We start from the raw sequence: 22346 nt of genomic DNA, 5'->3' as shown, positions 1-22346 counted from the left end.
CCTGTTTCTGCAGGTCGGTGGTCATGACGCCAGCCCCTCCGCCAGCGGCCCCAGCGCGAGCGCCGGGAAGTAGGTGAGCCCGGTGATGATCAGGATCGCGCCCACCAACAGGCCGGTGAACAGCGGCTTCTCGGTCCGCAGGGTGCCCGCCGTGGCCGGCACAGGCCGCTGTTCGGCGAGCGATCCGGCGAGCGCCAGCACGAACACCATCGGTAGGAAGCGGCCGAACAGCATGCACAGGCCGAGCGTCGAGTTGAACCACTGCGTGTCCGCGCCGAGGCCGGCGAACGCCGAGCCGTTGTTGTTGGAGGCGGACGTATAGGCGTACAGGATCTCGGAGAACCCGTGCGCCCCGCTGTTGGTCATCGAGTGGCCCGGCGTCGGCAGGGCCATGGCGAACGCGGTGAAGACGAGCACCAGCGCCGGGGTGATCAGGATGTAGCAGGCGGCCAGCTTGATCTCGCGGGCGCCGATCTTCTTGCCCAGGTACTCGGGCGTACGGCCGACCATCAGACCGGCGATGAACACCGCGATGACCGCCATGATCAGCATGCCGTAGAGGCCCGAGCCGGTACCGCCGGGCGCGATCTCGCCCAGCATCATGCCGAGCAGGGTGATGCCGCCGCCCAGGCCGGTGAAGGAGGAGTGGAAGGAGTCCACCGCGCCGGTCGAGGTGAGCGTGGTCGCCGTGGCGAAGATCGAGGAGGCACCGACGCCGAAGCGGGTCTCCTTGCCCTCCATCGCCCCGCCGGCGATCTCGAACGCCGGGCCGTGGTGGGCGAATTCGGTCCACATCATCAGGGCGGTGAAGCCGAGCCAGATGGTGGCCATGGTCGCGAGGATCGCGTACCCCTGCCGGACCGAGCCGACCATGAGGCCGAAGGTCCGGGTCAGCGCGAACGGGATGACGAGGATCAGGAAGATCTCGAAGAGGTTGCTGAAGGGGGTGGGATTCTCGAACGGATGGGCGGAGTTGGCGTTGAAGTAGCCGCCACCGTTGGTGCCCAGCTCCTTGATGGCCTCCTGCGAGGCGACCGCGCCCCCGTTCCACTGCTGGGAACCGCCCATGAACTGACCGACCTCATGGATGCCGGAGAAGTTCTGGATGACACCGCAGGCGACCAGCACCACGGCGGCGACAAAGGCCCCCGGCACCAGAATCCGTACGACACCCCGTACCAAGTCGGCCCAGAAGTTGCCGAGTTCACCGGTCCGGGACCGAGCGAACCCGCGCACCAGAGCCACCGCCACCGCCATACCGACGGCCGCCGAGACGAAGTTCTGCACGGCCAGACCGGCGGTCTGCACGACATGCCCCATGGCCTGTTCGCCGGAGTACGACTGCCAGTTGGTGTTGGTCACGAAGGACACGGCGGTGTTGAACGCCTGGTCGGGATCGATCGAGGAGAAGCCGAGCGAACCGGGCAGCACGCCCTGCATCCGCTGCAGGAGGTACAGGAACAGCACGCCGACGGCGGAGAAGGCGAGGACACCGCGCAGATACGCGGTCCAGCGCATCTCGGTGTCGGGATCGGCGCCGATGCCCTTGTAGATCCACCTCTCCACACGCCAGTGCTTGTCGGAGGAGTAGACCCTGGCCATGTGGCTGCCGAGGGGAACGTAGGCGAGGGCCAGCGCGCCGATCAGGGCGAGCAGCTGGAGAACGCCTGCGAGGACGGGACCCATGTCGGCTCTCAGAACCTCTCCGGAAAGATCAGGGCGAGGACGAGATAGCCCAGCAGGGCGACGGCCACGACGAGGCCGACGATGTTCTCGGCGGTCACAGCTTCGTCACCCCCTTGGCGACGAGAGCAACCAGCGCGAAGCACGCGATCGTGGTGACGACGAAGGCCAGATCGGCCATCGTGAGCTCCTGGAGTGAGGTTCGTTGAACAGGGACGCTTCGAGGAAACCGCCGACGCGACCGGGAATCGCCCCCCGTTGACGGCTCCCATACGGCACTCGGCGCGCCTTTGACGGGTCCCTTACGCCGACGGCCTTCGCCACGACCGGATCCCCCACCGAGAGGGGCCTGCCCGAGACTCTGCTAACACTGGGTGCCCACCCTTCCCGGGCCGCCGCCACCTCCCCCGCACGGCGCAGCGCCCGGCCCCGTCCCGGAAACACACCTCCTGACCTGCGGCCAACGCTCACAGGCCCAGTTTTAACGGACTCTTGACGCCCACAACCCCCTTGATCCATGGGCCCCTGCATCACTCTCCGCTTACGCTGATCCCGCCGTCCGTGTGATGGCCGGACCGCACGGAACCGCGAACCGCACGGAACCGCATCCCGCGCCGCACATCAGGAGCCCTCGATGGCCACCACCGAACACCCCCCACCCAGTCGCCTGCGCGCCTGGATGCTGGAGGGTCTGTCCGACATGGGCAAGGGCCAGGGCCACGCCGGGCCGACGGGGCAGACCGAGCACACCGAACAGCCCGGGTCCGAGCCGGAACACCCGGGCCAGCGCTGGTACCGCGTCATGTGCCTGACCGGCGTCGACTACTTCTCGACCCTCGGCTACCAGCCCGGCATCGCGGCCCTCGCGGCCGGCCTGCTCTCCCCCATCGCGACGATCGTGCTGGTGATCGTCACCCTCGCGGGCGCGCTGCCCGTGTACCGGCGCGTCGCCGAGGAGAGCCCCCACGGCCAGGGTTCCATCGCGATGCTGGAGCGTCTGCTCACCTTCTGGAAGGGCAAGCTCTTCGTCCTCACCCTGCTCGGCTTCGCCGCCACCGACTTCCTGATCACCATCACCCTGTCGGCCGCCGACGCCTCGACCCACCTCGTCGAGAACCCGCACCTCAACAGCGCCCTGCACGACCAGCAGATGCTGATCACCCTGGTCCTCGTGGCCCTGCTCGGCGCGGTGTTCCTCAAGGGCTTCCTGGAGGCCATCGGCGTAGCCGTCTTCCTGGTGGGCCTCTACCTGGCCCTCAACGTCGTGGTCGTGATCGTCGGCCTGTGGCATGTCGCCACCGCAGGCCATGTGGTCACCGACTGGTCCAGCGCCCTGACCGCCGAACACGGCAACGTCTTCGTGATGATCGGCGTGGCCCTGGTCGTCTTCCCCAAGCTCGCCCTCGGCCTCTCCGGCTTCGAGACCGGCGTCGCGGTCATGCCACACGTCAAGGGCGACCCGGGCGAGACGGAGGAGAACCCGGCGGGCCGCATCCGGGGCACGAAGAAGCTCCTCACCACGGCCGCGCTCATCATGAGCTGCTTCCTCATCGCGACCAGTTTCATCACCACCCTCCTCATCCCGGAGAAGGAGTTCGAGTCGGGCGGCCAGGCCAACGGCCGCGCCCTCGCCTTCCTCGCCCACGAGTATCTGGGCGGCGCCTTCGGCACGGTGTACGACGTGTCGACCATTGCCATCCTGTGGTTCGCCGGCGCCTCCGCGATGGCGGGCCTGCTGAACCTGATGCCCCGCTATCTCCCCCGCTACGGCATGGCCCCGCACTGGGCCCGCGCCGTCCGCCCCATGGTCATCGTCTTCACCCTGATCGCCTTCGTGGTCACCTGGATCTTCGACGCCGACGTCGACGCCCAGGGCGGCGCGTACGCCACCGGTGTCCTCGTCCTGATCAGCTCGGCGGCGATCGCGGTGACCATCGCGGCGCGGAAGGCGGGTCAGCGCGGCTGGACAGTCGCCTTCGCGGTGATCTCCGCGGTGTTCCTCTACACGACGGTCGTCAACGTCATCGAGCGCCCGGACGGTGTGAAGATCGGCGCCTGCTTCATCGCGGGCATCATCCTGGTCTCCCTCCTGTCCCGACTGGCCCGCGCCTTCGAACTCCGCGTCACGAGCGTGTCCCTGGATCCCATGGCGGAACGATTCATCAGGGACATGGCCAGCCGAAAGATCCGCTTCATCGCCAACGAGCCCGACAGCCGGGACAAGGCCGAGTACCGCGACAAGATCGAGCAGATCCGCGAGGACAACGACATCCCCGGCCAGGAGGACTTCGTCTTCGTCGAGGTCACGGTCACCGACCCCTCGGAGTTCGAGGCCGGGCTCACGGTCCGCGGCGAGGTCCTGCACCAGCGCTACCGGGTCCTGACTCTGGAGTCCTCCTCCATCCCCAACGCCCTGGCCGCCCTGCTCCTCCACGTCCGTGACACCACGGCCTGCACCCCCCACATCTATTTCGAGTGGACCGAGGGCAGCCCGTTCGCCAACTTCCTCCGCTTCTTCCTCTTCGGCCAGGGCGAGGTGGCCCCGGTGACCCGAGAGGTCCTACGAGAAGCAGAACCAGACCGCACCCGCCGCCCCAGAGTCCACACAGGCTGAGCCCCGGGCCGCAGCCGCCAACGGGGCTGAACCCCCACAAGAGCCACCCGCACCAACACGACCACCACCAACACCCCTAAACCCACCCATACCCCTACCGTGGTTGCCCATGACCCTGAGCATCCGCAACCAACTCCCCGGCACAGTCACCACCATCACCACCGGCGAAGTAATGGCCACCATCGGCATCCGCCTCACCGGCGGCCAACACCTCACCGCGGCGATCACCAAGGAATCCGTGACCGCCCTCGCCCTGGCCCCGGGCTCCGCCGTCCGCGCCCTCATCAAGTCGACGGAGGTGGCCGTAGCCACCGCCCCGATGACCGGCCTCTCCATCCGCAACCAACTCCCCGGCACGGTCACCACCATCGCCATGGGCGCAGCGATGGCCTCCGTGAAGATCGCGTTCGACGACATCGAACTGACCGCCGCCATCACCAAGGACGCCGCAGCCGACCTCTCCCTCGCGCCCGGCACGGCCGTGGTGGCCCTGATCAAGTCGACCGAGGTCGCGTTGGCAACGGCATAACAAGAGGGCCCCGCCAAAGCGGGGCCCTCCTGCACAGCCGGACTCAGTTCTCGTACGCGTCCAACGGCGGGCACGAGCACACCAGGTTCCGGTCCCCGAACGCCTGGTCGATCCGCCGCACCGGCGGCCAGTACTTGTCGGCGACGACAACCCCACCCGGGAACACCGCGTCCTCACGCGAGTACGCGTGCTCCCACTCCCCACCGAGCGCCCCGGCGGTGTGCGGAGCATTCCGCAGCGGATTGTCCTCCGCCGGCCACTCCCCCGCCCCGACCTTCTCGATCTCCGCGCGAATGGCGATCATCGCGTCGCAGAACCGGTCGATCTCGATGATGTCCTCGGACTCGGTCGGCTCGATCATCAGCGTCCCGGCCACCGGGAAGGACATCGTCGGTGCGTGGAACCCGTAGTCGATGAGCCGCTTGGCCACATCGTCCACACTCACACCCGTCGCCTTGGTCAGCGGCCGCAGATCGATGATGCACTCGTGCGCGACCAGCCCACCGGGTCCGGTGTAGAGCACGGGGTAGTGCGGCTCCAGCCGCTTGGCGATGTAGTTGGCGCTCAGCACGGCCACCTGCGTGGCCCGCTTCAGCCCTTCCCCGCCCATGAGCCGCACATACGCCCAGGAGATCGGCAGGATCCCCGCGGACCCCCAGGGCGCGGCGGAGATCGGCCCAACACCCGTCTCCGGCCCGGCGGCGGGCTGCAGCGGGTGGTTCGGCAGATACGGCGCCAGATGCGCGCGCACGCCCACGGGACCCACGCCCGGCCCGCCACCGCCGTGCGGAATGCAGAACGTCTTGTGCAGGTTCAGGTGCGAGACGTCCCCGCCGAAGTGCCCCGGCTTGGCCAGGCCCACCAGCGCGTTGAGGTTGGCGCCGTCGACATACACCTGCCCGCCCGCCTCGTGCACCTGCGCGCAGATGTCGGCGACATGCTCCTCGAACACACCGTGCGTCGAGGGGTACGTGATCATCAGCACCGCGAGCTCGTCCCGGTGCTGCTCGATCTTCGCCCGCAGATCCTCGACGTCGATCTCACCGTCCTCGGCGGTCTTCACGACGACGACCTTCATGCCCGCCATCACGGCGCTGGCGGCGTTGGTCCCGTGCGCGGAGGACGGAATCAGACACACGGTCCGCTGCTCATCACCGTTGGCCCGGTGATAACCGCGTACGGCGAGCAGCCCGGCCAGCTCCCCCTGCGACCCGGCGTTGGGCTGGAGCGACACCTTGTCGTACCCGGTGACCTCGGCCAGCCGCTCCTCCAGCTCACGGATGAGCGTCAGATAGCCCTGCGCCTGCTCGGCGGGCGCGAAGGGGTGCAGCTGCCCGAACTCCGGCCAGGTGACCGGCTCCATCTCGGTGGTGGCGTTGAGCTTCATGGTGCAGGAGCCCAGCGGGATCATGCCGCGGTCGAGCGCGTAGTCCCGGTCGGCGAGCCGACGCAGATAGCGCAGCATCGCGGTCTCGGACCGGTACTGGTGGAAGACGGGGTGGGCCAGGAACTCGTCCGTACGCACCAGCGCACCCGGCAGCGCGTCCTCAGCCGCCGCGTCCAGCGCCTCGACGTCCCCTTCGACCCCGAACGCGGTCCATACCGCGCCCAGCTGGGCCCGCGTGGTGGTCTCGTCGCAGGCGACGGAGACGTGATCGGCGTCGACGAGACGCAGGTTGACCCCGTTCTCCGCGGCGGTGGCGACGACCTCGGCGGCCTTGCCGGCCACCCGCACGGTGAGCGTGTCGAAGTAGGCGCCGTGCACGACCTCGACCCCGCCCGCGGTGAGCCCCGCGGCGAGGACACGGGCGTACCGGTGCGTCCGCCGGGCGATGCCCTTCAGCCCCTCAGGCCCGTGGTAGACGGCGTACATCCCCGCCATCACGGCGAGCAGCACCTGAGCGGTACAGATGTTGCTGGTGGCCTTCTCCCGCCGGATGTGCTGCTCACGGGTCTGCAGCGCGAGCCGGTAGGCCTTGTTCCCATCGGCATCGACGGACACACCCACAAGCCGCCCGGGCAGGCTCCGCGCGAACTTCTCGTGCACCGCCATGTAACCGGCGTGCGGCCCGCCGAAGCCCATCGGCACACCGAACCGCTGCGTGGTCCCGACGGCGATGTCGGCCCCGAGCTCCCCGGGCGACTTCAGCAGCGTCAGCGCCAGCAGATCGGCGGCGACGGTCACCAGGGCCCCCAGCTCGTGCGCCTGGTCGATGACCGCCTTGAGGTCGCGTACGGCACCCGAGGCGCCCGGGTACTGGATGAGCACGCCGTTGATCTCACGCGCGGCGAGGTCGGCCGGGATCCCGCCACTGAGGTCGGCGACGACGACCTCGACACCGGTCGGCTCGGCGCGGGTCTCGATGACGGCGATGGTCTGCGGAAGGGCGTCCGCGTCGACCAGGAACAGCCCCTTCTTGTTCTTGCCCATGCGCCGGGACAGCGCCAGTGCCTCGGCGGCGGCCGTGCCCTCGTCGAGCAGCGAGGCACCGGAGGTCGGGAGCCCGGTGAGCTCGGCGACCATGGTCTGGAAGTTGAGGAGGGCCTCCAGCCGGCCCTGGGAGATCTCGGGCTGGTAGGGCGTGTAGGCCGTGTACCAGGCGGGGTTCTCCATGACGTTGCGCAGGATGACGGGCGGGGTGAAGGTCCCGTAGTACCCGAGCCCGATCATGGACCCGAGAACCTGGTTGCGATCGGCGAGCGACCGAAGCTCGGCCAGCACCTCGGCCTCGGTACGCGCCCCCGGCAGATCGAGGGAGTCGGCGTTCTTGATCACATCCGGCACCGCGGCGGCGGTGAGCTCGTCCAGCGAGCCGTATCCGACCTGCGCGAGCATCTTGGCCCGAGCCTCGTGGTCGGGGCCGATGTGACGCTGCTCGAAGGGGATCCCCTGCTCGAGTTCGGTGAGCGGAGTGCGGTGGGCGGTCATTGCGGAGGCCTCCTGGTCTGACGCGACCTTCGAGGGACACCACGGCTGCGGGTCCCGGCGGCCTCCCCCTCTGTCATCTCAACCTGAGAGCTTCACCGGACAACCCGAAGGTGCCCGGCTTTCACCGTCGGTGAGAGCGGAAGCCGTCGACACCCGCTCTGCTTTCCAGAGTGGCCTCGTCAGTGCGGTACGTGGGCCTGAGAGATTCCGGGGAGGATTTGCTCCTTCGGCGCCTCCGGACGATCTCCGGAGGACTCTCCCGCACAGGGTCAACAGCCGCTTGCCAGCCTACCAGCGCGCAAAATGCGGATCCCTGGAGGAGCCCTCGAGTGGCCACCGGCCTCAATCTGCTCTTTTGTAGTGCTTACGGATGAGTTGCGAGTCGCGACCTAGTGGAGGGCCCGTGCAGACCGATATCGATCCGCGCAACCTGATCGGCCGCAAGGCGATGGACCGCAACGGCACCAAGATCGGCACGATCGACGAGGTCTACCTCGACGACGCGACCGGCGTGCCGGAGTGGGCGGCCATACGCACCGGCCTGTTCTCCAGGGACGCCTTCGTGCCCCTGGAGCCGAGCGAACTGATCGAGGGCACCCTGCGGGTCCCCTTCGACCGCTCCTTGATCAAGGACGCACCCGACTTCGGCGTGGGCCGCCACCTCTCCCCCGACCAGGAACTCCAGCTCTACCACCACTACGGCCTGGACGTGGCCCCCGCACCCCCGCTCCCGGACCGAGACTTCGGCAAACTCGCAGGCCCAGAGGAAGCAGAAGCCTGACGCCTCGCAGCCCGCAGCCCGCAGCCCGCAGCCGCCGACGGCGATCCCGCCCCACAGGGGCCACCCGCACCCGACAACGAAACTGTCACGGGTGGTGCGGATGGGAAATCAAATCCGGCCGAAGGCCGGACGCCCCACCCTCCACCGCCACCAACGGCAAAGGCTCAGCCACAGCCAACGACGCATCATCCACCCGAAACGTCCGCACCCGCCCCGGCTCGGAATCCGGCGTCTCGAACCGCACCGTCACCCGCCCCAGCCCACTCCCCTGCACCCATCCGTGCCCGAACTCGGCATGCGTGACGTCATGCCCCGCAACCCACCGCCGCTCGACAGGCGCCTCGTCCTTCTCCGCGGCCGCCTCCCCCGGCTCCTCCTCGGGCAGCTCCCCCAGATCCCCCGCGGCCTGCGCGAACAGATCCTCCTGCGTGTAGTCGGCCAGTCCGGAAACCCCCACCCCCAGCAACCGCACACCCCCCGTCGTGTCCACGGACTCCAACAACCGCGCCGCGGCCTCCCGCACGACCGCCGGATCATCGGTGGGCCCCCGCAGCGTCTCGGACCGGGTCAGCGTGGAGAAGTCGTACCGCCGCACCTTGAGCACGATCGTGCGCCCCGACAACCCGGCCCCCCGCAGCCTCCGCACACACCGGTCGGCCAGCCGCTGCACCTCCATCCCCACCCGCAGCCGATCATGGATGTCCACGTCGTACGTGTCCTCCACCGACACCGACTTGGTCTCCCGCTCCGCCACCACCGGCCGCTCGTCATGCGCCAACGCCATGGCATACAGCCCGTGCCCGTGCGCCTTCCCCAGCAGCCGTACCAGCTCGTCCTCGCCCGCCTCCACGATCTCCTCGACCGTGTGGATCCCCGCCCGCCGCAGATGGTCCCCGGTGGCCGGCCCCACCCCCGGCAGGATCCGCACGGACATCGGCCCGAGCAACTCTCGCTCGGTCCCCGGATCGATCACCACCAGACCGTCGGGCTTGGCCTGCTCGGACGCGATCTTCGCGAGCATCTTGGACGCCGCGAGCCCCACCGACCCCGTGAGCGCGGTGACCGCCCGTATGTCGGTACGCAGCTTCTCCCCCACGAGCCGCGCCGACCCCTCGTCCCAGGCCGCTCCCCCGGCCTCCAGATCCACGAACGCCTCATCGAGGCTCAACGGCTCCACCAGCGGCGACAACGCCCGCAGCAGCGCCATCACCTGCTCACTGATCGACCGGTAGAACCCGAAGCGCGGCACGAGATACGCGGCATTCGGCGCCAGCCGCCGCGCCTGCGCCATCGGCATCGCCGAATGGACTCCGAAGACCCGGGCCTCGTACGACGCGGTGGCCACCACCCCACGCGGTCCCAGCCCGCCCACCACCACGGCCTTCCCGCGCAGACTCGGCTTGGACGCCTGCTCCGCCGAGGCGAAGAAGGCATCCATGTCGAGATGCAGGATCGTGGGCGCGTTTCTCACATGTCCGATGCTGCCCTACGCCACTGACAATGCCCTCGGTGATGCCCCGGGCAGAGCCTCAAACGGCCCGATTGCCCCGCCGCCGCGCCAGCTCGTCGGCGGGATTGTGCCCCACGAGCGTCTCGCCGGTGTCGATCCGCTCCCCGTGCAGCTGCGACAAGGCGCTCTCCACGTCCCGCCACACCACCCCCACGGCGATCCCGAAGATCCCCTGGCCGCCCTGGAGCAGCGCGTGGACCTCGTCGGGCGAGGTGCACTCGTAGACCGTGGCACCGTCGCTCATCAGCGTCATGCGCTCCAGGTCGCGGAAGCCGCGTTCCCTGAGGTGCTGCACGGTGGTACGGATGTTCTGCAGCGACACACCGGTGTCGAGGAACCGCTTGACGATCTTCAGGACGACAACGTCCCGGAAGCTGTACAGCCGCTGCGTCCCCGACCCGTAGGCGGGCCGCACACTCGGCTCGACCAGGCCGGTACGCGCCCAGTAGTCGAGTTGCCGATAGGTGATGCCGGCGGCCGCACAGGCCGTCGGACCGCGGTAGCCGATCTCCTCGGACGCCATGGACGTCGCCCCTCCGCCACTGCTCGGCACGGCCGCCGGTCGCTGCGGAACGTGATCGGCCGCGCTGTCGTGATGGGGGTCCCCCCAACTCGAACGCAGTTGAGAGCTTGGGGGAGGGTACGGACCGCTTGCCCCGAGACTCCGTCCGGGGGCACCCCCAGCCGTACCGTCGCCGCTGCTTCTCACGCCGACCTCCGTCCTTGACCTGCCTTCTCGACGGTAGGCAGTCACCCGGGGCGCGTCAACGATCGCCACACTCGGCACGCCGAGTGATAATCACCCTAGGAGTGGTTTCCCGTACCCCACCGCGGGGAAAGGCTAGCCGAATGCGCTTGAGGCGGGCCGTAGGACGCTCTCACACGCCGGTGGCAAATGCCAGCATTTCCGTGGTGCCCGGACACAGCCGCCCCGTCACGGACCGCGAGTCCGCCGGACCGGCCCCTCTCACTGACTGCTGGTGCCGAAGTCCTCCGGCGAGATCTGGTCGAGGAACTCGCGGAACTTCTCCACCTCGTCCTCCTGCTCGTCCGGGATCGCGATCCCCGCGTCGTCGAGCACACCGTCGCTGCCGTAGATCGGCGTCCCGGTGCGCAGCGCCAGCGCTATGGCGTCGGAGGGCCGGGCACTCACCTCGACCCCGCTGGCAAAGACGAGCTCCGCGTAGAAGACGCCCTCACGCAGGTCCGTGATGCGCACTTCGGTGAGCTCCTGGCCGACGGCCTCCAGCACGTCCTTGAACAGGTCGTGGGTCAGCGGTCGTGCGGGGGCCATGCCCTGCTGGGCGAAAGCGATCGCCGTCGCCTCCCCCGGCCCGATCCAGATGGGGAGGTAGCGGTCGCCTCCCACTTCACGCAGAAGCACGATCGGTTGGTTGGAGGGCATTTCGACCCGGACACCTACGACATCGAGCTCGTTCACACAGCAACCCTAGGCCGTGCCCGGGACGTTTGGGTAGTCGGGCCGGAAACGGGAGCCGGATCCGACGCCCACGCCCTTCAGGGCAGCCGTACGCCGAGGGCCGTCTGCACCAGCGCCGCGTGCAGCTTCACCGTGAGCCCCGCCAGTTCCTTCGTGCGGGCCTCCGCGTGCGCCCGGGTCTGCGGATTGCGATGGCGCTTCAGCGGGGCCACCACCTGGTCCACAAGGCCCGCCTCGCGGTCGGCGGCGGCCTTCATCGCCCGCAGATGCCGCGGCTCGATCCCGAACCGCCCCAGCTCGACGACGAGCGCCGCCACGGTGACCACCTCGGCGTCGTACGCCCCGTCGGGCAACGGAGCGATGAGCCCGTACGACTCCCACTCCTCGAGCTCCCGCTCACCGATCTCGGCGGCCGCCATCAGCTCGGCCCGGCCGATCCGCGCCGCCGTAGGAGCCTCCCAGGGGTCCGGCAGGGCTTCCCCGCCGTCCCGCTGGCGCCCCACCACCGGCAGCGCCACGGCCTCACCGCGCTCCATGGCGTCCAGATACTCCCGGATCACCTTGAGCGGCAGATAGTGGTCCCGCTGCATCCGCAGCACATGGCCGAGGCGCTCGACGTCCTCAGCACTGAACTTGCGGTACCCCGAAGGGGTCCGTTGCGGCTCGATGAGGCCCTCGGACTCCAGGAAACGGATCTTGGAGATGGTGACTTCGGGGAACTCGTCGCGCAGCACGTTGAGCACCGTGCCGATGCTCATCAGCCCACTGTCCGCGGCGGCGGCACCGTGACCGGCACCGCCGCTCGGTGTTTGAAGCATGGACCTTCCCTGACGGGGTCAGTAGCCCCGCTGGCTCGCGTAGAAGACCAGCCGGTACTTGCCGATCTGTACCTCGTCCCCGTTGTGCAGCGGCACCGTGTCGATCCGCTCCCGGTTCACATACGTGCCGTTGAGGCTGCCGACGTCGCCCACGGTGAACGAGCCGTCCTGCTGGCGACGGAACTCCACATGACGGCGCGACACCGTCACGTCGTCCAGGAAGATGTCGCTCTGCGGATGACGGCCGGCCGTCGTCAGATCGCCGTCCAGCAGGAAGCGGCTGCCCGAGTTCGGCCCGCGGCGCACGACCAGGAGCGCGGAACCCAGGGGCAGCGCGTCGACAGCCGCCTGCGCCTCCGGAGAGAGCATGGGCACCTGCGTCTGACCGGTGACCTCGGCGTCGTAGGCCTCGAGACCGGAGATGGAGATGGTGGAGGTCGTCTCGGACGGCCGCTCGGGCCCACCGCGCAACGGCGCACCGCAGTTGGAGCAGAAGCGGCTGTTCTCCGCGTTGCGGTTACCGCACCTCGTACACACCAGGGCCGACATGGAAAACTCTCCACCCGTACTTGAGGTTGACGGTTGCCCGAAACCTATGCCGCCGGGCTGCGCAGGGTCAACCGGCGCGCCCTGCGCTCCGGCAGCGTCACCGCCCACCTGGTCCCGGAACAGCGGGCGCTGGCCCTCCGCGTCTGGCTGTGCGCGATGGCGAGCGGTCGCGTTCGCATGGTCGCTACCCTCTCGCGCGCTCTTGCCGAACAACTTCGCAAACAACTTCACGGGCGATTCCCCTTGACCGAAACAGACCCGCCCGTGGGGCAGGACGAACCCTGACTGCATACACCGGCCGACCCGGACATCCTGACAACGTCCGTATCCACCAGACAGTTTCCACCACGCACCACCCAATCGGTGCGCCGACCCCCCGCAACCTCATGCCCTCGCCGGACGTCCCTCATGCACCCGCGGTTCACCGGGAGGACGACCGAGCGTAGTCAGGCTGCTTCGCGGCTCGCAAGGCGTCCACGACGATCTTGGTCGACCGCTCGACGGTGACCGTGGCCTGCTCCTTCTCCAGAGTCTGCACCACGCCTCCAGGAATGTTGAGCGCCGGTTCGAGGTCCTGCGGTTTGCCGATGACCTTGAAACGATACGGAGCGTTGATCTTGTTCCCGTCGACGCTCACACTGTTGCCCGACTCGGTCAGATAGGTGCCGGCCACCACCCGCACACCGTTCACCTGGATCGCCTCGGCACCGGCCGCGCGCAGCTCCTGGATCGCGTCGAGCAGCATGTCCGCCTCGACCGTCCTCTTCGTGTCCTCGATCGTCATCGTGATGCCCGGCCCCTGCGCGGCCACCGTGCCCGCCAGGATGCCGAGTTGCCGCTCCTTCTCCAACGTCTGCTTGCGGGCCTCCTCCGCCTGGTCCGAGCTGTTCTCCAACTCGTCCCGCTGGTTCTCGAGACCCTGCTTCTCGTCCTCAAGACGCTGTGTACGGTCATCCAGTTCATCGAGGATGCGAACAAGATCTTCCTGCCGGGCACCGCGCAGCGCGCTGTCGCCGTCGCTGTTCGACGCCACCTGCACGGCCAACCCGAAACCGAGGCCGAACAACAGCACGGCGACGATCAGTTGGGCACGGGTGACCCGCGGCGGCCACAGCCCCTGGACCAGCCGCTGCCGACCGGTCAGCCCGGGCTTGTCGTCCTTCGGCGACGCCGCCCTCTCCGGGGCGGTAGCGGGCCGTTCGTCGGGCAGTTCCTTGCGCAGCCTGTTCTCCGGCGTGCCGTCCTGGTCGCTCATCGGCCTCACGCCCGGAAGACATGCCGACGGATCGCCGCGGCGTTGGAGAAGATCCGGATACCGAGGACGACGACCACACCGGTCGACAGCTGGGCACCCACGCCCAACTTGTCCCCCAGGAACACGATCAGCGCGGCGACGACCACGTTGGACAGGAACGACACCACGAAGACCTTGTCGTCGAAGATGCCGTCGAGCATGGCCCGCAGACCGCCGAAGACGGCGTCGAGCGCCGCCACGACGGCGATCGGCAGATAAGGCTCGACGACCGCCGGAACCTCGGGCCGGACCAAGAGGCCGGCCACGACTCCCACGACGAGGCCCAGTACGGCGATCACGATGTGCCCTTCTCAGTTCTCGGCTGTGCTGTACGTACGATCACACTCGTTGCTGCGGGCAGCCGGAGATCCCCCTCTACGGAGATGCTCGTCCGGATGCCGTAGTTCTCCTGCAGGGCGTTCAGATAGAGCCCGTCGGCGCTGTTCTGGAACCTGGTGCTCAGCCGCTGCCCGTCCCCCACCGCGAGCACCGTGTACGGCGGCACCAGCGGCCTGTTGTCGACCAGTATCGCGTCGCCCGCGGCCCTGATCGCGGACAGCGCCGTCAGCCGCTGTCCGTTGATGGAGACGGCCTCCGCGCCCGATTCCCACAGCCCGTTGACCACGCGCTGCATGTCCCGGTCCCGGACCCGTCCGGTGTCGGAGAAACCGGAGGTCTCTCGCGGGTCGCCGTCGCCACCGGTGGTGGCCTCCTTGGCGTCGTCCACGACCAGCTTCACACCGGGTCCGTGCACGGCCGTGGCACCGGACAGAATGCCGACCAGGTCCGCCTGCCCGCTGCCGCCGCTGTCCCGTAGCGCCTCACGCTGCATGGCGCTCACATCGTCACGAAGGTCGTCGACCGTGCTCTCGAGCTTGTCGGCCGTGTCCGTCTCACGGTCGATGCGGTCGATCAGCTCCTCGCGCTCCTTGGCGACGACGGGAGCCGCGACGCGTGCCTGCGCCGCCCCGACGGTCACGACCAGAGCCGCCAGCACCAGGCCGGCCGCGAGACCGAGCTTCGCCCGCAGTGTCTTCGGCAGGCCCCCCTCGCCCGCGGCCTTCTTCCGAGCGGCCGCCTCCGCGTACCCGTCGTCGAGACTGTGGTCCATGACGTTGGTGAGCAGCGACATGGATGCGTCCGGGCGCGAGGGGCGCGTAGGAGTGCTCCGAACGGGGGGCTGCTGCGGCATGCCGCACATCGTCGCACGTCGCGACCACTACCTCCGAATGGCCCCACCGGCGTGCCGGACAGGCCCCCTTGGGGACACTTGTCCGGCACGCACGCGTGCAGCGTTTTTCAGCGTCCGGCGCTGTCCACGACCGCCGACCACTCGTCGAGCAGTGCCTGGGCGGAGGCGTCATCGGGCCCTTCGGCCCACAGATGGGTGACCGCCTCGGCGGGGTCGGGCAGGACCATGACCCATCGCCCGTCGGTCTCCACGACCCGCACCCCGTCGGTCGTGTCGACAAAGCGATCGCCGGCCGCCTCCACGACCCGACGCATCACAAGCCCCTTGACCGCCCAGGGGGTAGCCAGATCCCGCTTGAGGACATGTGCCCGCGGAATCCGCGCGTCGATCTGGCTGAGCGTGAGCTGCGTCCGCGCCACCAGCCCGATCAACCGCACAAAGGCGGCCGTACCGTCGAACACACTGCTGAACTCGGGCACGATGAACGCGCCCTTGCCGTCGCCGCCGAAGATGGTCGAGTCATCCCGCCCGACCCGCGTCAGATCGTCGGGCGACGTCGTCGTCCACTCCACCTGCGTCCCGTGGTACGCCGCCACCTGCTCGGCGATCCGCGTGGTGGTCACCGGCAGCGCCACCCGACCACTGCGCCGCTCCGCGGCCACCAGGTCGAGCATCACCAGCAACGCCCGGTCGTCCTCGACGATCCGCCCCTTCTCGTCGACCAGCGACAGCCGCTCGCCGACCGGGTCGAACCGCACCCCGAACGCCGCCCGCGACGACGCCACGATCTCCCCGAGCCGCACCAGACCCGAGCGCCGCACATCCGCGGTCTCCGTGGGCCGTGACTCGTCGAGCCCCGGATTGACGGTCAGCGAGTCCACCCCGAGCTTGCCGAGCAGGCTGGGCAGCACAAGCCCGGCGCTACCGTTCGACGCATCGACGACGACCTTCAGCCCCGACTCGGCGATACCCGTCGTATCGACGTTCCGCAGCAGCGACCCGGTGTACGAGTCGAACACGCTCGCGGGAAAGTGCAGATCCCCGATCTCGCCGGGGAACGCTCGCCGATACTCCTGCCGCGCGAACACCCGGTCCAGCTTCCGCTGACTCCCCTGCGACAGGTCGGCTCCCCGCCCGTCGAAGAACATGATGTCCACGGAATCCGGCACCCCGGGCGTGGTCCGAATCATGATCCCACCCGCACTGCCCCGAGCGGTCTGCTGCCGGGCAACGGGCAGCGGTACGTTCTCCAGATCCCGTACGTCGATGGCGCTGGCCTGCAGCGCGGAAATGACCGCCCGCTTCAGCGCTCGCGCACCACGGGAGTGGTCGCGGGCCGTGGTGACCGTGGACCCCTTCTTCAGGGTCGTGGCATAGGCGCCGGCGAGGCGCACGGCGAGCTCGGGCGTGATCTCCACGTTCAGGATGCCGGAGACGCCTCGGGCACCGAAGAGATGCGCCTGGCCCCGGGACTCCCAGATCACCGAGGTATTGACGAAGGCGCCGGCCTCGATGGTCTTGAACGGATAGACCCGTACGTTGCCCTGAACGATCGATTCTTCACCGACAAGGCACTCGTCCCCGATGACCGCGCCGTCCTCGATCCGGGCCGCACGCATGATGTCGGTGTTCTTCCCTACGACACAGCCGCGCAGATTGCTGTGCTGCCCGACGTACACGTTGTCGTGCACCACGGCCTTGTGCAGGAACGCCCCGCTCTTCACGACGACGTTGGACCCCACGACGGTGTGCTCACGGATCTCGGCGCCGGCCTCGACCTTGGCGTAGTCCCCGATGTAGAGCGGTCCCCGAAGAACGGCGTCGGGATGCACTTCCGCACCCTCGGCCACCCACACACCCGGCGAGAGCTCGAAGCCGTCGATCTCGACGTCGACCTTGCCCTCCAGGACGTCGGCCTGGGCCTTCACATAGCTCTCGTGGGTACCGACGTCCTCCCAGTACCCCTCGGCGACAAAGCCGTAGATCGGCTTGCCTTCCTTCATCAGCTGTGGGAAGACATCACCGGACCAGTCGACGGGCACATCGGCCTCGACATAGTCGAAGACCTCGGGCTCCATCACGTAGATGCCGGTGTTCACCGTGTCGGAGAAGACCTGCCCCCAGGTCGGCTTCTCGAGGAAGCGCTCGACCTTTCCTTCTTCGTCGACAATGGTGATGCCGAATTCCAGCGGATTGGGTACGCGGGTCAGACAGACGGTGACCAGCGCGCCCTTCTCCTTGTGGAAATTGATCAGCTCGGTGAGGTCGAAGTCGGTCAGGGCATCGCCGGAGATGACGAGGAAGGCATCGTCCTTCAACGCCTCTTCGGCGTTCTTGACGCTTCCGGCGGTACCGAGTGGCTTCTCCTCGTTGGCATAGGAGAGCTCCATTCCGAGCTCTTCGCCGTCACCGAAGTAGTTCTTGACCAGTGAGGCCAGGAACTGAACAGTAACGACGGTCTCGTTGAGCCCATGCCTTTTGAGCAGCCTCAGAACGTGCTCCATGATCGGGCGGTTCGCCACGGGTAGGAGCGGCTTGGGCATGCTCGAGGTCATGGGGCGAAGGCGTGTGCCTTCACCTCCGGCCATCACGACGGCCTTCATGTCGGAAGCGTCCTCCTCACAAGAGACGACGGTCTAGCCGACTTCACCCGTCCAGATTGTCCCGCACTTTTTCACCACGGGCCATCGCGCGAGTAAGACTGCGCCAATGAGCGAGTTCAATCGGCCATGGCGTCCGCACGGACCAGGCGGCGGACTTGTACCACGTAGAGGACTCCTGCCCACCAGTACAGCGTTGTACCCCATCCTGCGAACGCCCATCCGAAAATAGCAGCGAGTGACGGGAGCCAGCCAGTTCCGTCACTGAGCAGGAGCAAGGGGAAGGCATACATCAGGTTGAACGTGGCGGCCTTGCCGAGGAAGTTCACCTGCGGCGGCGGATAGCCGTGGCGCCGGAGGATACCCACCATCACCAGCAGGACCAGCTCCCGCGCCAGCAGTACAGCGGTCAACCAGATGGGCAGAATCTCGCGCCAGGTCAGTCCGACCAAAGTCGAGAGAATGTAGAGCCGGTCTGCCGCGGGATCCAGGAGCCGGCCAAGGCTGCTGACCTGGTTCCAGCGCCGGGCGAGCTTGCCGTCGAGATAGTCACTGACTCCGCTGAAGGCCAACACCAGAAGCGCCCAACCGTCACTCTGGGGGCCTCCGAACTCGGGCCTGAGGATCAACCACAGGAAGAGGGGCACACCAAGGAGCCGCGCCATGCTGAGGATGTTGGGGATGGTGAGGACTCGATCCGTCTGGACGCGAGTCTCCTGGACCTCCACCCGGGGGCCTCCTGTGGGAAACGTACCAACGTTGCCCCCTGACCTTACCTCAACGCAAAAAAGCTCCGGCTCTCGGGCAGTATGCCCAAGAGCCGGAGCTATAAAAGGAGTTCGGCGGCGTCCTACTCTCCCACAGGGTCCCCCCTGCAGTACCATCGGCGCTGTAAGGCTTAGCTTCCGGGTTCGGAATGTAACCGGGCGTTTCCCTCACGCTATGACCACCGAAACACTATGAAACTGTCAAACATTGCCGCCCCATGCCGTGACCATGGCATGGGGCTGTTCGTGGTTTCAGAACTAACACAGTGGACGCGAGCAACTGAGGACAAGCCCTCGGCCTATTAGTACCGGTCACCTCCACCCATTACTGGGCTTCCAGATCCGGCCTATCAACCCAGTCGTCTACTGGGAGCCTTACCCCATCAAGTGGGTGGGAATACTCATCTCGAAGCAGGCTTCCCGCTTAGATGCTTTCAGCGGTTATCCCTCCCGAACGTAGCCAACCAGCCATGCCCTTGGCAGAACAACTGGCACACCAGAGGTTCGTCCGTCCCGGTCCTCTCGTACTAGGGACAGCCCTTCTCAATATTCCTGCGCGCGCAGCGGATAGGGACCGAACTGTCTCACGACGTTCTAAACCCAGCTCGCGTACCGCTTTAATGGGCGAACAGCCCAACCCTTGGGACCGACTCCAGCCCCAGGATGCGACGAGCCGACATCGAGGTGCCAAACCATCCCGTCGATATGGACTCTTGGGGAAGATCAGCCTGTTATCCCCGGGGTACCTTTTATCCGTTGAGCGACGGCGCTTCCACAAGCCACCGCCGGATCACTAGTCCCGACTTTCGTCCCTGCTCGACCCGTCGGTCTCACAGTCAAGCTCCCTTGTGCACTTACACTCAACACCTGATTGCCAACCAGGCTGAGGGAACCTTTGGGCGCCTCCGTTACTCTTTAGGAGGCAACCGCCCCAGTTAAACTACCCATCAGACACTGTCCCTGATCCGGATCACGGACCCAGGTTAGACATCCAGCACGACCAGACTGGTATTTCAACGACGACTCCACCCATACTGGCGTAAGGGCTTCAAAGTCTCCCAGCTATCCTACACAAGCCGAACCGAACACCAATATCAAACTGTAGTAAAGGTCCCGGGGTCTTTCCGTCCTGCTGCGCGAAACGAGCATCTTTACTCGTAGTGCAATTTCACCGGGCCTATGGTTGAGACAGTCGAGAAGTCGTTACGCCATTCGTGCAGGTCGGAACTTACCCGACAAGGAATTTCGCTACCTTAGGATGGTTATAGTTACCACCGCCGTTTACTGGCGCTTAAGTTCTCAGCTTCGCACGCCCGAAAGCGCACTAACCGGTCCCCTTAACGTTCCAGCACCGGGCAGGCGTCAGTCCGTATACATCGCCTTACGGCTTCGCACGGACCTGTGTTTTTAGTAAACAGTCGCTTCTCGCTGGTCTCTGCGGCCACCCCCAGCTCATGGAGTAAATCCAATCACCAGTGATGGCCCCCTTCTCCCGAAGTTACGGGGGCATTTTGCCGAGTTCCTTAACCATAGTTCACCCGAACGCCTCGGTATTCTCTACCTGACCACCTGAGTCGGTTTAGGGTACGGGCCGCCATGAAACTCGCTAGAGGCTTTTCTCGACAGCATAGGATCATCCACTTCACCACAATCGGCTCGGCATCAGGTCTCAGACTATGTGCAAGGCGGATTTGCCTACCTTGCGTCCTACACCCTTACCCCGGGACAACCACCGCCCGGGATGGACTACCTTCCTGCGTCACCCCATCACTCACCTACTGCAAGTCTGGTCCGGCGGCTCCACCACTCCCCTTTGCCCGAAGGCTCCGGGGCGGCTTCACGGCCTTAGCATCGCCTGGTTCGATGTTTGACGCTTCACAGCGGGTACCGGAATATCAACCGGTTATCCATCGACTACGCCTGTCGGCCTCGCCTTAGGTCCCGACTTACCCTGGGCAGATCAGCTTGACCCAGGAACCCTTAGTCAATCGGCGCACACGTTTCTCACGTGTGAATCGCTACTCATGCCTGCATTCTCACTCGTGAACCGTCCACCACTGCCTTCCGGCGCAGCTTCACCCGGCACACGACGCTCCCCTACCCATCACAACACCCGTTAGGGCTATATGCTGCAATGACACGACTTCGGCGGTACGCTTGAGCCCCGCTACATTGTCGGCGCGGAATCACTAGACCAGTGAGCTATTACGCACTCTTTCAAGGGTGGCTGCTTCTAAGCCAACCTCCTGGTTGTCTGTGCGACTCCACATCCTTTCCCACTTAGCGTACGCTTAGGGGCCTTAGTCGATGCTCTGGGCTGTTTCCCTCTCGACCATGGAGCTTATCCCCCACAGTCTCACTGCCGCGCTCTCACTTACCGGCATTCGGAGTTTGGCTAAGGTCAGTAACCCGGTAGGGCCCATCGCCTATCCAGTGCTCTACCTCCGGCAAGAAACACACGACGCTGCACCTAAATGCATTTCGGGGAGAACCAGCTATCACGGAGTTTGATTGGCCTTTCACCCCTAACCACAGGTCATCCCCCAGGTTTTCAACCCTGGTGGGTTCGGTCCTCCACGAAGTCTTACCTCCGCTTCAACCTGCCCATGGCTAGATCACTCCGCTTCGGGTCTTGAGCGTGCTACTCCAGCGCCCTATTCGGACTCGCTTTCGCTACGGCTTCCCCACACGGGTTAACCTCGCAACACACCGCAAACTCGCAGGCTCATTCTTCAAAAGGCACGCAGTCACGAGACACCAAGCAAGCTTGATGTCCGACGCTCCCACGGCTTGTAGGCACACGGTTTCAGGTACTATTTCACTCCGCTCCCGCGGTACTTTTCACCATTCCCTCACGGTACTATCCGCTATCGGTCACCAGGGAATATTTAGGCTTAGCGGGTGGTCCCGCCAGATTCACACGGGATTTCTCGGGCCCCGTGCTACTTGGGTGTCTCTCAAACGAGCCGCTGATGTTTCGACTACGGGGGTCTTACCCTCTACGCCGGACCTTTCGCATGTCCTTCGCCTACATCAACGGTTTCTGACTCGTCTCACAGCCGGCAGACTGTGAAAGAGAGATCCCACAACCCCGCATGCGCAACCCCTACCGGGTCTCACACGCATACGGTTTGGCCTCATCCGGTTTCGCTCGCCACTACTCCCGGAATCACGGTTGTTTTCTCTTCCTGCGGGTACTGAGATGTTTCACTTCCCCGCGTTCCCTCCACATACCCTATGTGTTCAGGTATGGGTGACAGCCCATGACGACTGCCGGGTTTCCCCATTCGGAAACCCCCGGATCAAAGCCTGGTTGACGACTCCCCGGGGACTATCGTGGCCTCCCACGTCCTTCATCGGTTCCTGGTGCCAAGGCATCCACCGTGCGCCCTTAAAAACTTGGCCACAGATGCTCGCGTCCACTGTGCAGTTCTCAAACAACGACCAGCCACCCATCACCCTGCCCTCTACAGGACAAGTTCACTGGGGCCGGCATCGAAGCACAACCTTGCGGCCGTTACTTCAGACACCCAACAGCGTGCCCGGCCCGGTTCCGTCCGGAGATCATGCTTTCCACGCTCCTAAGAGCAGTACTCGCAGCCTCCGACCCGTGAACCCGGCCGAATAATCAACGTTCCA

At 66.4% G+C, this 22346-nt stretch carries 16 protein-coding genes, 2 rRNA genes and 1 riboswitch; of the genes, 3 read left to right on the top strand and 15 right to left on the bottom strand.

Annotated elements, in window-relative coordinates; translation table 11 throughout:
- Positions 1–21: 21 nt before the first annotated feature.
- Positions 22–1686: a potassium-transporting ATPase subunit KdpA gene (gene kdpA, locus OG885_RS37480; RefSeq protein ID WP_405739514.1), complete on the bottom strand. Its 1665-nt coding sequence runs from the start codon at positions 1684–1686 to the stop codon at positions 22–24.
- Between the two features lie 8 nt (positions 1687–1694).
- On the bottom strand, positions 1695–1784 hold the full coding sequence (kdpF, locus tag OG885_RS37475; protein ID WP_016434100.1) for a K(+)-transporting ATPase subunit F: 90 nt from the start codon (positions 1782–1784) through the stop codon (positions 1695–1697).
- A gap of 533 nt (positions 1785–2317) precedes the next feature.
- On the opposite strand from kdpF, the gene OG885_RS37470 reads away from it, so the two are divergent.
- Positions 2318–4297, top strand: coding sequence for an APC family permease (locus tag OG885_RS37470; RefSeq protein ID WP_405739511.1), 1980 nt, complete (start codon positions 2318–2320; stop codon positions 4295–4297).
- Between the two features lie 109 nt (positions 4298–4406).
- The gene (locus OG885_RS37465; RefSeq protein ID WP_405739508.1) at positions 4407–4826 is read left to right on the top strand and encodes a molybdopterin-binding protein; all 420 of its coding nucleotides are present in this window, start codon (positions 4407–4409) and stop codon (positions 4824–4826) included.
- 43 nt (positions 4827–4869) lie between these two features.
- Here OG885_RS37465 and gcvP read toward each other — a convergent pair whose 3' ends face one another.
- Positions 4870–7755: an aminomethyl-transferring glycine dehydrogenase gene (gcvP, locus tag OG885_RS37460; RefSeq protein WP_405739505.1), complete on the bottom strand. Its 2886-nt coding sequence runs from the start codon at positions 7753–7755 to the stop codon at positions 4870–4872.
- A 175-nt stretch (positions 7756–7930) separates the two neighbouring features.
- Positions 7931–8027: riboswitch (glycine riboswitch) on the bottom strand.
- Positions 8028–8158: 131 nt separating this feature from the next.
- Here gcvP and OG885_RS37455 point away from each other — a divergent pair.
- The gene (locus tag OG885_RS37455; RefSeq protein WP_405739502.1) at positions 8159–8536 is read left to right on the top strand and encodes a PRC-barrel domain-containing protein; all 378 of its coding nucleotides are present in this window, start codon (positions 8159–8161) and stop codon (positions 8534–8536) included.
- Between the two features lie 85 nt (positions 8537–8621).
- Here OG885_RS37455 and OG885_RS37450 read toward each other — a convergent pair whose 3' ends face one another.
- From OG885_RS37450 to OG885_RS37395, 12 genes are all read right to left on the bottom strand, one after another.
- Positions 8622–10007, bottom strand: a complete 1386-nt coding sequence (locus OG885_RS37450; RefSeq protein ID WP_405739499.1) for a DNA polymerase IV — start codon at positions 10005–10007, stop codon at positions 8622–8624.
- Positions 10008–10065: 58 nt separating this feature from the next.
- The gene (locus tag OG885_RS37445; RefSeq protein WP_405739496.1) at positions 10066–10755 is read right to left on the bottom strand and encodes a MerR family transcriptional regulator; all 690 of its coding nucleotides are present in this window, start codon (positions 10753–10755) and stop codon (positions 10066–10068) included.
- Between the two features lie 258 nt (positions 10756–11013).
- On the bottom strand, positions 11014–11487 hold the full coding sequence (locus OG885_RS37440) for a bifunctional nuclease family protein (RefSeq protein ID WP_004002801.1): 474 nt from the start codon (positions 11485–11487) through the stop codon (positions 11014–11016).
- 77 nt (positions 11488–11564) lie between these two features.
- Entirely contained in the window at positions 11565–12305 is a 741-nt protein-coding gene (locus OG885_RS37435) for a MerR family transcriptional regulator (protein WP_399960237.1), read from the bottom strand.
- 18 nt (positions 12306–12323) lie between these two features.
- Positions 12324–13214, bottom strand: coding sequence for an FHA domain-containing protein (locus tag OG885_RS37430; RefSeq protein WP_405739493.1), 891 nt, complete (start codon positions 13212–13214; stop codon positions 12324–12326).
- 61 nt (positions 13215–13275) lie between these two features.
- The gene (locus tag OG885_RS37425; RefSeq protein ID WP_405739490.1) at positions 13276–14109 is read right to left on the bottom strand and encodes a DUF881 domain-containing protein; all 834 of its coding nucleotides are present in this window, start codon (positions 14107–14109) and stop codon (positions 13276–13278) included.
- 5 nt (positions 14110–14114) lie between these two features.
- The gene (locus tag OG885_RS37420) at positions 14115–14447 is read right to left on the bottom strand and encodes a small basic family protein (protein WP_003988855.1); all 333 of its coding nucleotides are present in this window, start codon (positions 14445–14447) and stop codon (positions 14115–14117) included.
- Positions 14444–15280 carry a DUF881 domain-containing protein gene (locus OG885_RS37415; RefSeq protein WP_405739487.1) on the bottom strand — a complete coding sequence of 279 codons (837 nt, stop codon included), beginning with the start codon at positions 15278–15280 and terminating at the stop codon, positions 14444–14446. The genes OG885_RS37420 and OG885_RS37415 overlap by 4 nt, the downstream gene beginning before the upstream one ends.
- A gap of 167 nt (positions 15281–15447) precedes the next feature.
- Complete coding sequence (locus tag OG885_RS37410) at positions 15448–17943, bottom strand: sugar phosphate nucleotidyltransferase (protein ID WP_399960229.1); 2496 nt, start codon at positions 17941–17943, stop codon at positions 15448–15450.
- Positions 17944–18059: 116 nt separating this feature from the next.
- On the bottom strand, positions 18060–18668 hold the full coding sequence (locus OG885_RS37405; RefSeq protein ID WP_405739483.1) for a CDP-alcohol phosphatidyltransferase family protein: 609 nt from the start codon (positions 18666–18668) through the stop codon (positions 18060–18062).
- Positions 18669–18777: 109 nt separating this feature from the next.
- Positions 18778–18894, bottom strand: a 5S ribosomal RNA gene (gene rrf, locus OG885_RS37400).
- A gap of 95 nt (positions 18895–18989) precedes the next feature.
- A 23S ribosomal RNA gene (locus OG885_RS37395) occupies positions 18990–22112 on the bottom strand.
- Positions 22113–22346 lie beyond the last annotated feature (234 nt).

This window comes from Streptomyces sp. NBC_00028 (genome assembly GCF_045041065.1).
GTDB lineage: Bacteria > Actinomycetota > Actinomycetes > Streptomycetales > Streptomycetaceae > Streptomyces.
Note: the sequence above shows the minus strand (reverse complement) of the source record. Positions and strands in the feature narration are given on the sequence as shown.